Origin of the sequence: Streptomyces sp. MMBL 11-1 (assembly GCF_028622875.1) — a bacterium.
In the GTDB taxonomy this organism is placed as follows: Bacteria; Actinomycetota; Actinomycetes; order Streptomycetales; family Streptomycetaceae; genus Streptomyces.
Genome location: NZ_CP117709.1, coordinates 6995861 through 7012481 on the forward strand (window position 1 = coordinate 6995861; position 16621 = coordinate 7012481).

11 protein-coding genes, 1 pseudogene and 1 riboswitch are annotated in these 16621 nt (G+C 72.4%); of the genes and pseudogenes, 7 read left to right on the forward strand and 5 right to left on the reverse strand.

Annotated features, from left to right (window positions below; all coding sequences use genetic code 11):
- The first annotated feature begins 34 nt into the window (after positions 1–34).
- Positions 35–1654 carry a molybdopterin-dependent oxidoreductase gene (locus PSQ21_RS30895; protein ID WP_274034604.1) on the forward strand — a complete coding sequence of 540 codons (1620 nt, stop codon included), beginning with the start codon at positions 35–37 and terminating at the stop codon, positions 1652–1654.
- Between the two features lie 52 nt (positions 1655–1706).
- Here the strand turns inward: PSQ21_RS30895 and PSQ21_RS30900 are convergent.
- A pseudogene (locus PSQ21_RS30900) lies at positions 1707–2763 on the reverse strand (lipoate--protein ligase family protein).
- 385 nt (positions 2764–3148) lie between these two features.
- Here PSQ21_RS30900 and PSQ21_RS30905 point away from each other — a divergent pair.
- The 3 genes from PSQ21_RS30905 (at position 3149) to cobF (ending at position 8905) form a co-directional block, all read left to right on the forward strand.
- Positions 3149–5584, forward strand: coding sequence for a protein kinase domain-containing protein (locus tag PSQ21_RS30905; protein WP_274034605.1), 2436 nt, complete (start codon positions 3149–3151; stop codon positions 5582–5584).
- Between the two features lie 70 nt (positions 5585–5654).
- The gene (locus PSQ21_RS30910; RefSeq protein WP_274034606.1) at positions 5655–7967 is read left to right on the forward strand and encodes a protein kinase domain-containing protein; all 2313 of its coding nucleotides are present in this window, start codon (positions 5655–5657) and stop codon (positions 7965–7967) included.
- 146 nt (positions 7968–8113) lie between these two features.
- On the forward strand, positions 8114–8905 hold the full coding sequence (cobF, locus tag PSQ21_RS30915) for a precorrin-6A synthase (deacetylating) (protein ID WP_274034607.1): 792 nt from the start codon (positions 8114–8116) through the stop codon (positions 8903–8905).
- 89 nt (positions 8906–8994) lie between these two features.
- Here the strand turns inward: cobF and PSQ21_RS30920 are convergent, their stop codons facing one another.
- Positions 8995–9192, reverse strand: coding sequence for a hypothetical protein (locus PSQ21_RS30920; RefSeq protein WP_018961481.1), 198 nt, complete (start codon positions 9190–9192; stop codon positions 8995–8997).
- Positions 9193–9520: 328 nt separating this feature from the next.
- Positions 9521–9735: riboswitch (cobalamin riboswitch) on the forward strand.
- 165 nt (positions 9736–9900) lie between these two features.
- Here PSQ21_RS30920 and metE point away from each other — a divergent pair.
- Entirely contained in the window at positions 9901–12225 is a 2325-nt protein-coding gene (metE, locus tag PSQ21_RS30925) for a 5-methyltetrahydropteroyltriglutamate--homocysteine S-methyltransferase (protein WP_274034608.1), read from the forward strand.
- A 364-nt stretch (positions 12226–12589) separates the two neighbouring features.
- Here the strand turns inward: metE and PSQ21_RS30930 are convergent, their stop codons facing one another.
- Positions 12590–13552 (reverse strand): electron transfer flavoprotein subunit alpha/FixB family protein, encoded by a 963-nt coding sequence (locus PSQ21_RS30930; protein WP_274034609.1) that lies wholly within the window; start codon positions 13550–13552, stop codon positions 12590–12592.
- A 72-nt stretch (positions 13553–13624) separates the two neighbouring features.
- The gene (locus PSQ21_RS30935) at positions 13625–14410 is read right to left on the reverse strand and encodes an electron transfer flavoprotein subunit beta/FixA family protein (protein ID WP_274028607.1); all 786 of its coding nucleotides are present in this window, start codon (positions 14408–14410) and stop codon (positions 13625–13627) included.
- Positions 14411–14579: 169 nt separating this feature from the next.
- On the opposite strand from PSQ21_RS30935, the gene PSQ21_RS30940 reads away from it, so the two are divergent.
- A complete protein-coding gene (locus tag PSQ21_RS30940; RefSeq protein WP_274036019.1) occupies positions 14580–15377 on the forward strand; it encodes a TetR family transcriptional regulator in 798 nt (265 codons plus the stop codon).
- A 126-nt stretch (positions 15378–15503) separates the two neighbouring features.
- On the forward strand, positions 15504–15872 hold the full coding sequence (locus PSQ21_RS30945; RefSeq protein ID WP_274036020.1) for a Zn-ribbon domain-containing OB-fold protein: 369 nt from the start codon (positions 15504–15506) through the stop codon (positions 15870–15872).
- A gap of 36 nt (positions 15873–15908) precedes the next feature.
- On the opposite strand, the gene PSQ21_RS30950 is transcribed toward PSQ21_RS30945, so the two are convergent.
- Positions 15909–16604 (reverse strand): type 1 glutamine amidotransferase domain-containing protein, encoded by a 696-nt coding sequence (locus PSQ21_RS30950; RefSeq protein ID WP_274034610.1) that lies wholly within the window; start codon positions 16602–16604, stop codon positions 15909–15911.
- Positions 16605–16621: the final 17 nt, after the last annotated feature.

A 16621-nucleotide genomic window follows, 5' to 3' on the forward strand; every position in this document is an offset into this window, starting at 1 on the left:
GTCACGGACCAATCCACCGGGGCAAGGGCTCCGAATGACGACCGTGAGGATCACCCGGAAAGCACTGACCCGCTCCACGCTCGCCGCCCTGAGCGGACTCCTCGCGGGATGGGCCTCGCTGGCCGTCGCCGAGCTCGTCTCGGCGGCCGTCCGGCCCGAGGCGGGTCCCGTGACAGCGGTCGGCGGAGCGGCCATCGACCGGACGCCCGCCGGGGTGAAGGACTGGGCGATCCGGAACTTCGGCGAGGACGACAAGCTCGTCCTGCAACTCGGCATCGTCGTCACGCTCGCCCTCTTCGCCCTGGCCGTCGGCCTGTTGGCGCTGCGGCACCGGCGGGCCGGCTCCGCGACCGTCCTGCTCTTCGGTGCGGTCGGCGCGGCGGCCGCCGTCGGCAGGCCGGACTCCACGGGCCTCGTGGACGGTCTGCCGTCCCTGCTGGGGGCGGTCGTCGGGGCCGTACTGCTGTACGTCCTCATCGGCCGGCTCACCCGCCCGCACCGGATCACCGGTCAGGAGCGGGGGCGGGGGAGCGGGCAGGACGACGAGCAGGAGCGCGAGGCCGGCTGGGACCGGCGGGGCTTCGTGATCGCCGCCACGGCCGCGGCCGCCGCGTCCACCGCGGCGGGCGCCGTCGGCCGGATGCTGAACGGCCGCAGCAGCCGGAACGCCGTCGCCTCCCGCGAGGCCGTGACGCTGCCGGCGCCGGCCTCACCCGCGCGACCGGTCCCGGCGGGCGTACAGGTGAGGGCCCGCGGCATCAGCTCCTTCACCACGCCGAACGACACGTTCTACCGCGTGGACACCGCCCTCGTGGTCCCCAAGGTCGACGCGGACTCCTGGCGGCTCCGCATCCACGGCAAGGGCGTACGGCGCGACCTGGAGTTCACCTACCAGGACCTGCTGGAACGCCCGTTGATCGAGCGGGAGATCACGCTCACCTGCGTCTCCAACGAGGTCGGCGGCCCCTACGTCGGCCACGCCAGGTGGATCGGCGTCCGGCTCGCCGACCTGCTCAGGGAGGCCGGGGTGAAGCCGCCGTCCCGGCGCGGCCCGGCCGACCAGCTCGTCGCCCGGTCCGTGGACGGCATGACGCTCGGCACCCCCGTCGAGGACGTCATGGACGGCCGCGACGCGATGCTCGCGCTCGGGATGAACGGCGAACCGCTGCCCTTCGTCCACGGATTCCCCGTCCGCATGGTCGTCCCCGGCCTGTACGGGTACGTCTCGGCCTGCAAGTGGATCGAGGACATCGAGCTCACCACGTTCGACGCGTACGACCCGTACTGGGTGAAGCGCGACTGGGCGCGCGAGGCCCCGATCAAGACCCAGTCCCGGATCGACACCCCCAAGCCCTTCGGGCGCCCGGAGGCCGGAACGGTCATGGTGGCCGGAGTGGCCTGGGCCCAGCACCGCGGCATCGAGAAGGTCGAGATCCGGGTGGACGACGGGCCGTGGCGCCCGGCGCAACTCGCCGAGGAGGCCACCGTCGACACCTGGCGCCAGTGGTCCTACCCCTGGAAGGCGACCCCCGGCGTCCACACCCTGACCGTCCGCGCCACCGACGGCACCGGCGAGCTCCAGACCGAGGAGCGCACCAGGACCGTCCCCGACGGCGCGAGCGGCCGGCACTCCGTCGTGGTGACCGTCGACTGACCGCCCGGGCGCATCCGGGCACCACGTTTCCACCGCGCCCCGGGCCATCCTTCTACGGCACCCGGGCGGTCCACTCCGAACTTGGTGCGTACGAGCTCCTCGGCGCGCGCCAGCTCGGCGTCCGTCACGCTGCCCGCGGTGAGCCCGTGACGCTTGCGGAACGACTCGATCATGCGCTCGATGACGGTCCGGCGGGGGAGCCCGGTCTGCCGCCGCAGCGGGTCGACGCGCTTCTTCGCGGACCGGGTGCCCTTGTCGGACATCTTCTCCCTGCCGATCCGCAGCACCTCCAGCATCTTGTCGGCGTCGATGTCGTACGCCATGGTCACGTGGTGCAGCACGGCGCCCGGCCCGCCGTCCGGCCCGACCATCCGCTTCTGCGCGGCCCCCGCGATCTTGCCGACCTCGGTGGCGATGTCGTTGAGCGGCTGGTACCAGGCCTTGATGCCCATGTCGCCGAGGGCTTCCAGGACCCAGTCGTCCAGGTAGGCGTAACTGTCGGCGAACGACAGCCCGGAGACCAGGGACTGCGGGACGGCGAGCGAATAGGTGATGGTGGAGCTCGGCTCGGCGAACATCGCGCCACCGCCGGAGATCCGGCGTACGACGTTCACCCCGTGCCGCTCGACGCCCGCCGGGTCCACCTCGTTGCGCAGCGACTGGAAGCTGCCGATGATCACGGCGGGGGAGTCCCACTCCCAGACCCGCAGCGTCGGCGGCCGCAGCCCCGCCGCGACCTCGGCGGTGATCACTTCGTCCAGCGCCATGTGCAGAGCGGGCGACTGCGGGGCCTCGTGGATCAGCTGCCAGTCGTAGTCGCTCCACTCCGTGGCCTGCGCGAGCGCCCGGCGTACGGCGACGGCGACGCCCTCCGCGCTCAGGCCGAGCATCACCGTGGAGTCGGGCAGCGCCGCCTCGATCCGGGCCGCGAGCCCGGCCGTGTCGGTGTTGGCCGGGGCGCCCTCCAGGGCCGCGTCGATCGCCAGGATCGCCTCGTCGGGTTCGAGGAAGAAGTCCCCGGCGACGCGGACGTCCCGCAACGCCCCGCCCGCCACCTCCAGATCCACCACGACCAGCTTGCCGCCGGGAACCTTGTACTCACCGTGCACAGCGCCGCCTCCAGCTTTCGTTCCGCGGTCCGGCTCGGGGAATGAGCCGGACACAACCGGATGTAACGCGCATCGGGGCGTGGATCATCCCGCGCCGCCGGGCCCCGGCCCCGACCGGGCGCCTGAGCGGGGACCGTGCGCTGGTCAGGGCGGCCGTGGACGGTCCGGCGGCCGGGCCGGCCCCCGGCCCCCCTCCATGGGGTGGTCTGCGACGCGCCCGCATGCGAGGGTGATCACCGATACGCAGTGATGACCAGCGACATCTCAACAGGGGGACGCGTCATGCAGGTTCGCCGGGCCGGAGCCACGCCACCACCACCCGCGGCCCATGCCCCGGGCGTCACCCGCAGGTGCCCCACGACGTGCGGGGGGAGGGCGCGGCAGCATGCTCGGTGAGCTCCTGGACCGTTCCCCCCGCCGGATCGGCCCCTACCGGACCCTCGCCCGCCTCGGCGCGGGAGGCATGGGCGAGGTGTATCTGGGGGCCGATACGCGGCCCCGGCGTCCCCACACCGGCCCGCAGCTCGTGGCCGTCAAGACGGTGAGGGCGGAACTGGTCGGCGACCCGGCGCTGCGCGACCGGTTCCGCCGGGAGACGGAGACGGCCCGCTCGGTCGACAGCCGGTTCACGGCCCGGCTGCTCGCCGCGGACGCGGATGCCGCGGAGCCGTGGCTGGCCACCGAGTACGTGGCGGGGCCGACCCTGGAGCGGGCGGTCCGCGCGGCGGGCCCCCTGCCGGTCGAAACGGTCCACCGCCTCGGTCTCGGCCTCGTACGGGCGCTGCGCGGCATCCACCACGCGCGGGTGCAGCACCGCGACCTGAAGCCGACGAACATCCTTCTCGGCGCCGAAGGTCCCAAGGTCATCGACTTCGGCATCGCCCGCGACTTCGGGGCCGGCACCCTGACGGCGACCGGCGTGATGGTCGGGTCGCCGGGCTACATGTCGCCGGAGCACGTGCGGGGCGGACGGCATGTGGTGGCCGCGTCGGACATCTTCTGCCTGGCGTCGGTGCTGTGTTACGCGGCGAGCGGTACGCCTCCGTTCGGGGAGGGTCCGCTGGCCGCCGTGCTCTACCGGATCTCGCAGGCCGACGTCGATCTGACGGGCGTACCGGACCCGGTGCGAGAACTGATCGAGGACTGTCTGCACCCGGACCCCTCGTCCCGCCCCGACACCACCGTCCTCGAGACCCGCTTCCGGACCGTGACCGACCTGCCGGACGCCGCGTACGACGGCAGCCTCTGGCCGCCCGGCGTACGGGAGTTGGTGGCGGCGGACGAGGCCGAACTGGCCGGACTGCTGGAGGCGGCGGGCGCGATCGCCGCCGCGCCCCCCACGATGCCGGGCGCGCCCCCGGTGCACAGCGCGGAAACGGTCACCGGCCCTCCGCCGCCTCCGGCGACCCCGCCGGCCGGCCCGCGGTCCGGACCGCGCCGGCGCACGGTCGTCGCCGTGATCGCGGCGGCGCTCGCCGCCGGTGTGCTCGGCGCCTTCGGGCTGCGGGCCCTGGAGGGCGGCGGGGACGACGGCGACAAGGCGTCCGGTGCCGCATCCGGCTCCCCCTCGCCCTCCGCGTCGGCGGACATCGCTCCCGGGGCCGGTCTCAACCGGTACGGCGTCGACGGCAGCCGCTACTTCCCCGTCGACTCGACGGTCCGTCCGGACGGCTGGAAGCCATGGTCGGCGAAGCTGGACACGCGCCCCTGGGACTGCGCCCTGAACCGTGTGCTGTTGGTCTGCCGCACCGTGGACGGAGGCCTCGCGGCGGTCCGCGCGTCCGACGGGGAACCGCTGTGGAACGCGGCGTCGCCCGACCCCGGCGGCCTGCCGGACAGGGGTAACCGTGGTATGCGCATTCCGGGCAACGGCAGCGCCCCCCTGATCCAGGGCGACACGGTCGTCTCCGCCGAGGCCGGCATGGTCCGCGGCCGGTCCGCCGCGGACGGAGAGGTCCGCTGGGAGCACGACACGGGTCTGGGGCCCGAGGCGGAGAGCGTCGGAAACGCACTGCTGGGCGACGGCGTCGCGTTCTTCACCCTGGGCTCCGGGCCGAGTCCGACCGTCCACGCCTACGACGTCGGCACGCGAAAACACCTCTGGAAGCGGTCCCTGGTGTCGCATGACGCGCCGATGGCCGCATCCGGGATGTACGGCCCCGACGCGTTCACGGAGGGCAGGCTCATCGCCCGGACGGACGGCGGCATGACCGCGTTCGGCGCGAGGACCGGGGAGCCGACTCCCCTGGGGGTGCCCGGGAACGGCTTGTGCGGTGCCGTGCTGGTCCACAACGGCCACATCTACTGCGACACCGAGAAGCCCGCGAACGCCGGGGAGGCAGGGGAGGGGACCACCGTGACGCTGGACGCGGTGACGCTGCGGCCGGTCGACGAAGGCGGCCCGCGCACCGCTCTCGAACGGAACGGGGCAGAGGGCGCGGTCCCCGCCAACGGCATGACGTACAGCCTGCGGTTCGGCGCTGGAGGCCGTGTCGAGCTCACACCCCATGGCCCTCCGCACGGGACCCACACGGTCGCCCCGCCCCGGGAGGAAGGGGAAGAGGGCGGAGAGTTTCCCTCCATGGAACCGGTGATCGTCGGAGACACGGCGGTGTACGCCGACAACCGTCGCCTCTACACACTGCCGTTGGACGGCGACGAGCGAGCCCGGCGTGAGATCGACGGCGGGCCGGGCGATCGAGGCCCGGCCGGCCTCGATTCCGAGCACCTGGCCTGGGCGCCGCACGTGATCTCCCTGGGCGGAGCGCTCTTCGTGATCTACCACGACGGAACCGTGCGGTCCATGAAGCTTCCCGCCTGAGACACCCGTCCCCGCCCACTCGGCCCATCGAACCACCCCGGCCCGGTAACTGACTTGGAGTCCCTTCGTCGTGTTGCGTCCGCTCGACGCCGATGCCCCTGACCACGTGGGCCCGTACCGGCTGCTCGCCGGCCTCGGCTCCGGAGGCATGGGTACGGTCCACCTCGCCCTGCCACCGGACGGCGGCCCCGACGACCTCGTCGCACTGAAGACCGTCCGCCGCGACCTGGACCTCGAGGGCGACTTCCGGATCCGGTTCCGACGCGAGGCGGAGGCGGCGCGCGCCGTACGCGGCCCGTACGTCTCCGCGCTCGTCGGCGCCGAACCGGAAGCCGAACGACCCTGGCTGGCCACCCAGTACGTCGCCGGGCCCTCGCTCGCCGACGCGGTGGCCCGGCACGGCCCGCTGCCCGTCGACGCGGTGCGCCGACTCGGTGCGGACCTCGCGCGGGGCCTGGCCGCCGTGCACGGGGCGCGACTGGTGCACCGGGACCTGAAACCTGCCAACGTCGTCCTCGGCGCCTCGGGCCCACGGCTCATCGACTTCGGCATCGCCCAGGCCTACGACGCGACGGCGCTCACCGCGACCGGCATCATGGTCGGCTCGCCGGGCTTCATGTCCCCCGAGCACATCGACGGCGGCCGTTCGGTGACCTCCGCGTCGGATGTGTTCTGTCTCGGTGCCGTCCTCTGCTTCGCCGCCACGGGGCACGGGCCGTTCGAGGACAGTGAACTCGCCGCGATGGTGCACCGCATCGTGCAGGGAGAAGCTGAACTCTCCCATGTTCCGACGGAGTTGCGGGATGTCGTGGCCGACTGTCTGCGACAGGAACCCGGCCGCCGCCCGACGACGGACGACCTGATCCGCACCCTGGACCCGGACGCCGCCTCGGCCCGCCCGGGAGCCGTGCGGGCCCCCCGCCGGGAGCCCTTCCCCTGGCCGGACGGTGTGCGCGGCGCGATCCGCGCGTACGAGACGGCCGTTGGCCGAGCGCTCCTCGCACCCCCGGCCCCCCGGAAGGCACTCGTCGGTACGCCGCCGGGCCCCGGCGCGCCACCCCCGGTTCCCCCGCAGTCCTCGGCGCCGACCCCGAAACGGGCGGGAAGCCGGTTGCGCCGGTCCCTCGGTGCCGGTGCCGCTCTCCTCGTCGGCACGCTCACGGTCGTCCTGCTGAACCTGCCGGGCGACGAGAAGGGCCCGGGCGGGGGTGCGGCGTCCTCGGGGAACCCGGGCGGGTCCCCGGAGAGCACGAAGAGCCCCGGCCCCGCCACCGTCCGCACCGCCCCCGTGGCCGTCGACGCGACGGGTGACTTCGGACCGGACGCGCTGGACCGCACGCTGCAGCCCGAAGGCTGGCAGCCGTGGATCACGTCCGTCGAAGGAAGAGGCGGCGCGTCGGACTGTTCGCTCAGCGGCACCGTGCTCGTCTGCGTCCGGTGGGACCGGGACAGGAGGCGAGGCCACCTGGAGGCGAGGAACGCGGCCGACGGCACACCCGCGTGGCGCTACCCCGCCGGCAGCGGCGGAGAGGACCTCACCTCACTGCCCTACGCCGAACTGGACACCAGGCACGTCTACACCACCTCGACCGACGGCACCGGTGTCGACGTGCTCGATCTCGGCGATGGAAAGCGGGTGGCGAGGCTGCCGGGCCGCACGGGGTACCTGTCGGCCGCCGCCCGGGTCCACCAAGGACAGCTCTTCGTCTCCTACGTCGCGGAGGGCGGGCCGGCCGAGGCCGGGGACGTGTTCCTCCGCGCGTACTCCGTCAAGGACCGCGAGAAGCAGTGGGAACGCGCGATGCCCTCCGCGCAGGCCCAGTCGTTGGACATCGCGGGCGACCGTCTCTGGGTGACCGGCGGGGACACCCGCACCCTGGACCCGAAGACCGGCGAGGACCTGGACAGGGTCTCCGACCACTGTCCCCGTCCGAGGCGGGGGGACCCGTACGTCGCCTGTCTGGACGCGGTGCGGGAGACCCGAACGCTCAGGAAGGTCAGCGACACACGTGTCGACATGCTGCACGGCGCGCGGCACGAGAAGGTGGTGTTCGTACGAGGCAGGGGTACGGCGAAGGGCTCCGCGTACCTCAGCGCGCTCGACCCGCGGACCTGGCGCGAGCAGTGGTCGCTGCCCTGGAACGGCGAGGACTCCGTCATCGTGGCCGGTGACCGGGTCCTGGTGATCGGGGCCGGCGAGCTGCGGGGATTCGACCTGGAGCAGGGCACGGCCGTGGCGAGCCGGTCCACGCTCCGCGGCTGGCCCCGGGAGGGAGAGGCCGTCGACGCTCCCTCGATGCGGCCGTCCAGCGTCCTGGTGTCCGGCGGCTCCTTCTACCTGACCTTCGAGGACGGCACCCTTCTGTCCGCCCCCGTTCCCTGAGCCGGTGACCCGGGACCGGGTGGGTGGGGCGCCGGCGGCGGCCGGGGCCCGCGGCCCCTTCTCCACCGCGCCACCGCCCTGCCCGCGCACCTGGCCGGACGTCCCGGCAGGACCGCCTCGTCCCGTTCCTGGCATGATCGGCCGACATGAGCGACGCACCCCGCCACCTCCTCGTCATCGGCATGGGCGCCGGCGACCCCGACCACCTGACCCTCGCCGCGGTGAAGGCCATGCGCCGGGCCGACGTCTTCTTCGTGGTCGGCAAAGGCAAGGAGAAGGAGTCCCTCACCCGGCTGCGGCGGGACATCCTCGACGAACACCTCACCGGCCCCTACCGCGTCGTCGAGGCCGAGGACCCGTGGCGGGACCGCACCCAGCAGGACGGCGGGCGCTACACCTCGGCGGTGCGCGACTGGCGTCACCGCCGCGCCCACATCTGCGAACGCCTGATCATCGAGGAACTCGCGCCGGGACAGTGCGGAGCCTTCCTGGTGTGGGGCGACCCGTCCCTGTACGACAGCACCCTCGCGATCCTCGACGACATCCGGGGCCGGGGCACGGTGGAATTCGGCCATGAGGTGATCCCCGGCATCAGCAGCGTCTCCGCCCTCGCCGCACGCCACGGCGTCACCCTGAACCGGGTCGGCCGCCCCATCCACATCACCCCCGGCAGGCGTCTCGCCCAGGGCTTTCCCGAGGACGACGGCGACATCGTCGTGATGCTCGACGGCCACGAGAGCTTCACCCACCTGACGGGCAGGGGCCTGTGGATCCACTGGGGCGCGTACATCGGCACCCCCGACGAGATCCTGGTCTCCGGCCCGCTCGACGAGGTCGCCGGCCGGATCAGGCGGCTGCGCGCGGAGGCCCGCGAACGGCACGGCTGGATCATGGACACCTATCTGCTGCGCCGACCGCCCGGCACGGGCGGCGACTGACGGCCGATGGCGGACGGGCCCACGTCGAGGCGCGGGCGGCGAGGGTCTCCGCACCTCGTCGTCGGACCCGACAGCGGTCCCGGGAGTGCTCAGCGCCGGGTCTCGTGCGCCCTGATCACGCCGAGCCCGTGCCCCAGGCTCGGGCATTCGGCGGTGAGGTCGTCGCCCCGCACCAGGTAGTCGTGCACCCGGCCGTCCGCCGGCCGTTCGATCGCGCGATACAGCGTGCCGTTCACGGTGATCGTCCAGTCGTCGCCGTCCTGGGCCCACCCGACTGTCTTCTTCATCTGGCGTTTTCCGTTTCCTCGGTCGGCCTCGCCGTGGGTCGGCGGCCGTGTAGTGGGAAGAAGAACGGCTTGTGACGCTCGGTGGTTCCGCAGTCCCTACGCCATTCGGTTACATCTGTGTCACTGTCACGCCCAGTGGACGCGCCTGACCTGACCAGCGGTCAGCACGCGGCCGACGAACGGCCGAACGAGCGGAAAACGGGCGTGGCAGGCCGCGGTGCCCCGCCGCGACGGAGTCCGACCCGGGGACGGGAGCGCTCGCCGCCCCGTCGCCCCGTGGCACCATCCGAAGTGTGAACAACAGTGCGCACGGGCCGGGCGTCCGTCTAGGCTGACCGGCGCAGCTGGTTCGCCCTGTCCGCCAGGCAGGGTGTCGTAAGAGGGAACCCGGTGGGAATCCGGGACTGCCCCGCAGCGGTGAGTGGGAACGACCGCCGTCATACGCACTGGGCCCGGCCGGGTCTGGGAAGCGACGGTCATTAGGTGTCTGCCCCGGCAGACGTGCCCGCGAGTCCGAAGACCTGCCCGTTGCCCGCACGCGACCGTTCGCGTGCGGAGATCTCGGTGACCTCGTGGGCGGGTCGGCGTGACCAGCGGGCGGACGGACACGGTTCTACGTGTTCCGGTCTCCGCCCGACGTGTCATCCCCTCGCGTTCGCGTCCCGTCCCGGGATCTGTCCCGCAGACACGCTCGCGAAGGAGAGTCACGTGACAGCGAAGCCCGCAGCCGCGGCAGCACAGACCACCGTGTACGGCTACCCCCGCCAGGGCCGGAACCGCGAACTGAAGAAGGCCATCGAGGGTTACTGGAAGGGCCGCGTCGACGCCGACGCCCTCCGGGAGACCGCCGCCGAGCTGCGCCGGGGAACCTGGCGGCAGCTCGCCGAGGCCGGAGTCCACGAGGTGCCGACCGGTGACTTCTCGTACTACGACCATGTCCTGGACACCAGCGTCATGGTCGGCGCAGTCCCCGAGCGGCACCGCGAGGCCGTCGACGCCGACGCCCTCGACGGCTACTTCGCCATGGCCCGGGGCACACAGGACGTCGCCCCGCTGGAGATGACGAAGTGGTTCGACACGAACTACCACTATCTGGTACCTGAGTTGGGCCCGGACACGGTGTTCTCCGCCGACTCCGCCAAGCAGGTCGCGGAGTTCCAGGAGGCGCTGGCCCTCGGTCTCACGCCCCGACCGGTGCTGGTCGGACCCATCACCTATCTCCTGCTCGCCAAGGCGGCTCCCGGCGTGGCGGTGGACTTCGAGCCGCTGACCCTCCTGGACCGGCTGCTCCCCGTGTACGCGGAGGTCCTCGCCGACCTGCGCGCGGCGGGCGCCACGTGGGTGCAGCTCGACGAACCCGCGCTCGTCCAGGACCGCACCCCTGCCGAGTTGAACGCCGCCGCCCGCGCCTACCGCGAGCTCGGCGGACACGCCGACCGGCCCCGACTGCTGGTCGCCTCCTACTTCGGGCGGCTCGGCGAAGCGCTGGCGGTCCTGGCCAAGGCCCCCGTCGACGGGCTGGCCCTGGACTTCACCGAGTCCGGCGCGGGGAACCTCGACGACCTCGCGGCGGCCGGCGGGCTGCCCGGCAAACGGCTGGTCGCCGGTGTCGTGAACGGCCGCAACATCTGGATCAACGACTACGAGAAGTCGCTCGCCACCCTCGGCACTCTCCTCGGCCTCGCCGACCGGGTCGACGTCTCCGCCTCCTGCTCCCTCCTGCACGTCCCGCTGGACGCCGACGCCGAGCAGAGCATCGATCCGGGCATCGCCCGCTGGCTCGCCTTCGCCCAGCAGAAGACCCAGGAAATCGTCGTCCTGGCCCGTGGTCTGGGCGGCGGCACGGACACCATCGCGGCCGAACTCGCCGCCAACCGCGCCGACCTGGCCTCCCGCACCGACGCGGCGCTCACCCGCGACCCGGCCGTCCGCGCCCGTGCGGCGGCCGTCACCGACGCGGACGGCCGCCGCTCCCAGCCGTACCCGGAACGCGCCGCCGTCCAACGCGCCCACCTCGGACTGCCGCTGCTGCCGACGACCACCATCGGCTCCTTCCCGCAGACCACCGAGGTGCGCACCGCACGCGCCGACCTGCGGGCGGGGCGGATCGACGAGGCCGGATACGAGGAGCGCGTCAAGAACGAGATCCGCGAGGTCATCTTCTTCCAGGAGAAGGCCGGACTGGACGTCCTGGTGCACGGCGAGCCCGAACGCAACGACATGGTCCAGTACTTCGCCGAGCAGCTCACCGGATACCTCGCCACCGAGCACGGCTGGGTGCAGTCCTACGGCACCCGGTATGTCCGGCCGCCGGTCCTCGCGGGCGACATCTCGCGTCCCGGGCCGATGACGGTGCGCTGGACGACGTACGCGCAGTCGCTGACCGCACGCCCCGTCAAGGGCATGCTCACCGGTCCGGTCACGATGCTGGCCTGGTCCTTCGTCCGCGACGACCAGCCGCTCGCCGACACCGCCCGTCAGGTGGCTCTCGCCCTGCGTGACGAGGTGAACGACCTGGAGGCGAGCGGCGCTTCGGTGGTCCAGGTCGACGAGCCCGCGCTGCGCGAGACGCTGCCGCTGCGGGCGGCGGAGCACGCCGCGTACCTGGAGTGGGCGACGGAGTCCTTCCGGCTCGCCACCTCCGGGGTCCGGCCGGACACCCAGATCCACACCCACATGTGCTACGCGGAGTTCGGTGACATCGTCCAGGCCATCGATGATCTCGACGCCGACGTCATCAGCCTGGAAGCGGCCCGCTCCCATATGCAGGTCGCCCGCGAACTGGCCGCCCACGGCTACCCCCGCGAGGCGGGCCCGGGCGTCTACGACATCCACTCCCCGCGCGTCCCCAGCGCCGAGGAGGCGGCGTCCCTGTTGCGCGAGGCACTTGAGGCCATCCCGGCGACACGCCTGTGGGTGAACCCGGACTGCGGCCTGAAGACCCGCGGCTGGCCCGAGACCCGGGCCTCCCTGGAGAACCTGGTCGCCGCCGCGCGGGAGATCCGCGCGGAGCTGCCCACCGAAGCGGCGTGATCCGGGCCGCCCTGTCCCGACTACGCTCCGGGGAACGGTAGGTCGGGCGCCGGCGGGACGACCGTACTGCGGCAACGCGTTCCTTCGCGCGGTCGGAGTGGGGTCAGCCTCACCGGCGGGTGCCCGGCGGTGGATCTTTCCGTGACCGGTGCCGCCCCGCGCACGGGACGGCACCGGTCACGGGGCGGGTGGCCCGCTGGGCCGCTCGATCCGCGCGCCCCGGCGCCCCGACGCCCTGAAGAAGTCGGTCACCCTCCGGGCAGCTCGGCCGCCGGGAGTTCGGCGACGGGGGACCTTGCGGTGGCCGAAGCGGAGGCGGCCGAGGATACCGATCCCCCCGGGGCGGGGGGTGTTCGCCGGGGGGTCAGCCCTTGCGGGTGTTGATCTCCTCGGTGAGCTGGGGCACGACGGCGAAGAGGTCGCCGACGACGCCGTAGTCGACGAGTTCGAAGATCGGGGCCTCGGCGTCCTTGTTGATCGCGACGATCGTCTTCGAGGTCTGCATGCCCGCCCGGTGCTGGATCGCTCCGGAGATGCCCGAGGCGATGTACAGCTGCGGGGAGACGGACTTGCCGGTCTGCCCGACCTGGGAGGTGTGCGGGTACCAGCCCGCGTCGACCGCCGCACGCGAAGCGCCCACCGCCGCCCCCAGACTGTCCGCGAGGGCTTCGATGAGCGGGAAGTTCTCCGCGCCGTTGACGCCCCGGCCGCCCGAGACGACGATCGCGGCCTCGGTCAGCTCCGGGCGCCCCGTCGACTCACGTGCCGTCCGCGAGACCACCTTCGTACCCGAGGCCGTCTCGCCGAACGACACCGTCAGCGCCTCGACCGTGCCGGCGGCGGCGGCCGGCTCGACGGGGGCGGAGTTCGGCTTGACCGTGATCACCGGAACGCCCTTGGAGACCCGGGACCTGGTGGTGTAGGAGGCGGCGAACACGGCCTGCGTCGCCACCGGGCCCTCGTCCCCGGCCTCCAGATCGGTGGCGTCGGTGATGATGCCCGACCCGATCCGCAGCGCGAGACGAGCGGCGATCTCCTTGCCCTCGGCCGAGGACACCACCAGCACCGCCGCGGGGGAGACGGCGTCGAACGCGGCCTGCAGCGCGTCGACCTTCGGCACCACCAGGTAGTCCGCGAACTCCGGGGCATCGGAGGTGAGGACCTTCACCGCACCGTGCTCACCCAGCACACCCGCAGTGTTCCCGGCACCCGCGCCCAGGGCCACCGCGACCGGGTCACCGATCCGACGCGCCAGCGTCAGCAACTCCAGCGTCGGCTTACGGACCGCACCGTCCACATGATCGACCAGAACCAGAACTTCAGCCATGACAACGCACTCCAGACAGACGAGAGAAGAGAAGGAGAAAAGAGAGGGAGAGGGAGGACCGGCCGTGCGGGATCAGATGAACTTCTGGCCCGCGAGGAACTCGGCGAGCTGCTTACCGCCCTCACCCTCGTCCTTCACGACCGTGCCCGCCGTGCGCGCCGGACGCTCCGTCGCGGAGTCGACCGCCGTCCACGCACCCGCCAGACCGACCTCGTCCGCGTCCAGCTCCAGGTCCTCCAGATCCAAGGACTCCACCGGCTTCTTCTTCGCCGCCATGATCCCCTTGAACGAGGGGTAACGCGCCTCACCCGACTGGTCGGTCACCGACACCACCGCCGGCAGCGACGCCTCCAACTGCTCCGAAGCGGTGTCACCGTCACGCCGCCCGGTCACCACACCCCCGGCCACCGACACCTCGGACAACAGCGTCACCTGCGGCACCCCCAGCCGCTCCGCCAGCAGCGCGGGCAGCACACCCATCACCCCGTCGGTGGAGGCCATCCCACAGATCACCAGGTCGTACCCGGTCCTCTCGACCGCCTTCGCCAGCACCAGCGACGTGCCCATCACATCACTGCCGTGCAGATCGTCGTCCTCGACGTGAACCGCCTTGTCCGCACCCATCGACAACGCCTTGCGCAACGCGTCCTTGGCATCCTCCGGACCCACCGTCACCACGGTGATCTCCGCATCGTCCGCCCCGTCCGCGATCTGCAACGCCTGCTCGACCGCGTACTCGTCCAGCTCCGACAGCAGACCGTCGACATCCTCACGGTCCAGCGTCAGGTCATCGGCGAAACGCCGGTCACCGGTCGCGTCGGGCACGTACTTCACACAGACAACGATCCTCAAACTCACGCCGGCTCTCCTGCCTACCTGGGTGTGGTCCCACCTGGGTGTCATTCGTACTGATGGAGAGATTATGGCACTCAGTACCCTCTGTAAAGGTACGCAGTGCCAAAATGCTCCTTCCGGTGCTACGTTTCGCCGCATGAGCGAGGCACGAGGATCCGAGAAGAAAGCGCCCATGCGGGAGGTGCTCGCCCAGGCGGCCTTCCAGCTCTTCCTGGAGCGGGGCTTCGAGCGGACGACCGTGGACGACATCGTGGCGCGGGCCGGAGTGGGCCGCCGCTCGTTCTTCCGCTACTTCCCCTCCAAGGAGGACGCGGTCTTCCCGGACCACGAACGCTGCCTCGCCGAGACGACCGAGTTCCTGGCAGCCGTCGACGACAGCGACCCGGTCGGCGCGGTGTGCGACGCCGCGCGCATCGTGCTGCGGATGTACGCCGCCAACCCCGAGTTCTCCGTGCAGCGTTACCGCCTCACCCGGGAGGTGCCGGGGCTGAGGACGTATGAACTGTCGGTGGTGCGCCGCTACGAACAGATTCTCGCCGGGCACCTGCGGAGCAGGTTCGGCCGGGATGGCGACGGGGAGCTGCGGGCCGAGGTGATCGCCGCCTCGGTGGTCGCCGCGCACAACAACGGGCTGCGGCTGTGGCTGCGTTCGGGCGGGGTGGGCGACCCCGAGGTGGCCGTCGATCACGCGCTCGCCCTGGTGCGCGAGGTGTGGGAACGGCCCGCGGGGAAGGAGGGCGGCCCGTCCCCGTCATCGTCGCCGACGCTGCCGTCGCCGGAGGGGCGGAGGGAGGGCGGGCTCCCGGTCGGTTCCGCGTCCGGCCCCGCCGCGGCCCTTCCCGCGACCGGGCTTCCCGCTGCCTCCTTTCCCGTCTCCGGCGACGGTGAGGTGATCGTGATGGTCGCGCGGAAGGGCACCCCGATGTGGCGTGTCGTGCGGCAGATCGAGGCAGCCGTCGGAGAGAGCTGAGTACCAATGGGCACTCAGTGCCTTTACGGTCCGGCACTGAGTGCCATATGGTGCGGACGCGCCCGCAGTGCAGGTGCGAGCGCGTCCGAGTCGAGCGCAGGGGGTCGAGCCGTGTCCCAGACAGTCATGGGCACCGTCCAGAAGGCGCACGAGGAGTGCGGCCTCTCCTACAACCGCTGCCGCTGGTGCGGCACCGCCTCGTTCCGGCGGCTGCTGTGCCCGGTGTGCGCGTCGAGCGAACTGGAATCCGAACGCACCACCGGCCACGGCGTGGTCGTCCGGACCGCCGTGGTCCACCGCTACACCGAGGCGGCGCGCAACGAGTCCCTCGTGCGGTTCTCCGAAGGGTTCGTCTTCCGCTGCCGGATCGTGGGGGCGGCTCCGCACCTCGTGACGGTCGGCGCCCGCGTCCGGCCCGTCCCCGGGGGCGAGCCGGAGACGGGCGAGGTGGTCCTGGAACTCTGTGACCCGCCCGCACGGCGCGACTGGGTCTGAACGTCCCGGCCGGCCGGTGAACCGCCGGTCGGCCGGTCAGCTCAACCGGTTGAGCATCTCGGCGGCCAACGGCGCGGAGGACGCCGGGTTCTGACCGGTGATCAGGTTGCGGTCGGTGATGATGAACGGCGCCCAGGGCTCGCCCTCCTGGAAGTCGGCGCCGAGCGCCACCAGTCGGTCCTGGAGCAGCCACTTCGCCTTGTCCGCGAAGCCAGCCTGGGTCTCCTCGGCGTTGGTGAAGCCGGTCAGCCGGTACCCGGCGAACGCGTTCCCGCCGTCGGGTCCGGTCGCGGCCAGCAGCGCCGCCGGACCGTGGCAGACCACGCCCAGCGGCTTGCCCGAAGCCAGCACCCGGGCGAGCAGCCGCCCGGAGACGGGGTCCACCGCGAGGTCCTCCATCGGGCCGTGGCCGCCGGGGTAGAAGACGGCGTCGTACGCGTCCGGGTCCACGTCCTCCAGCGCGACCGGCCGCCGCAGCTCCTCGAACGCCTCGAGACCGGCCGCCACCGCGTCGGCGCCCTCCTGGCCGCCGTTGACGTCGGGCGTCAGGCTGCCGCGGTCCACGGTCGGGACGACGCCGCCCGGGGTGGCGACGACCACCTCGTGCCCGGCGTCGGTGAACGCCCGGTAAGGAGCCACGGCCTCCTCGGCCCAGAAGCCCGTGGGGTGGGCCGTGCCGTCCGCCAGGGTCCAGTGGTCCGCGCCGGACACCACGAAAAGGATCTTTGCCATGTCGTACATCTCCGTTG

What these genes read in the sequence shown, in the direction of transcription:
- PSQ21_RS30895 (WP_274034604.1), top strand. Translation starts at nt 35, where the DNA reads ATGACGACCGTGAGGATCACCCGGAAAGCACTGACCCGCTCCACGCTC.
- PSQ21_RS30905 (WP_274034605.1), top strand. Translation starts at nt 3,149, where the DNA reads ATGCTCGGTGAGCTCCTGGACCGTTCCCCCCGCCGGATCGGCCCCTAC.
- cobF (WP_274034607.1), top strand. Translation starts at nt 8,114, where the DNA reads ATGAGCGACGCACCCCGCCACCTCCTCGTCATCGGCATGGGCGCCGGC.
- PSQ21_RS30920 (WP_018961481.1), bottom strand. Translation starts at nt 9,192, where the DNA reads ATGAAGAAGACAGTCGGGTGGGCCCAGGACGGCGACGACTGGACGATC.
- PSQ21_RS30930 (WP_274034609.1), bottom strand. Translation starts at nt 13,552, where the DNA reads ATGGCTGAAGTTCTGGTTCTGGTCGATCATGTGGACGGTGCGGTCCGT.
- PSQ21_RS30940 (WP_274036019.1), top strand. Translation starts at nt 14,580, where the DNA reads ATGCGGGAGGTGCTCGCCCAGGCGGCCTTCCAGCTCTTCCTGGAGCGG.
- PSQ21_RS30945 (WP_274036020.1), top strand. Translation starts at nt 15,504, where the DNA reads ATGGGCACCGTCCAGAAGGCGCACGAGGAGTGCGGCCTCTCCTACAAC.
- PSQ21_RS30950 (WP_274034610.1), bottom strand. Translation starts at nt 16,604, where the DNA reads ATGGCAAAGATCCTTTTCGTGGTGTCCGGCGCGGACCACTGGACCCTG.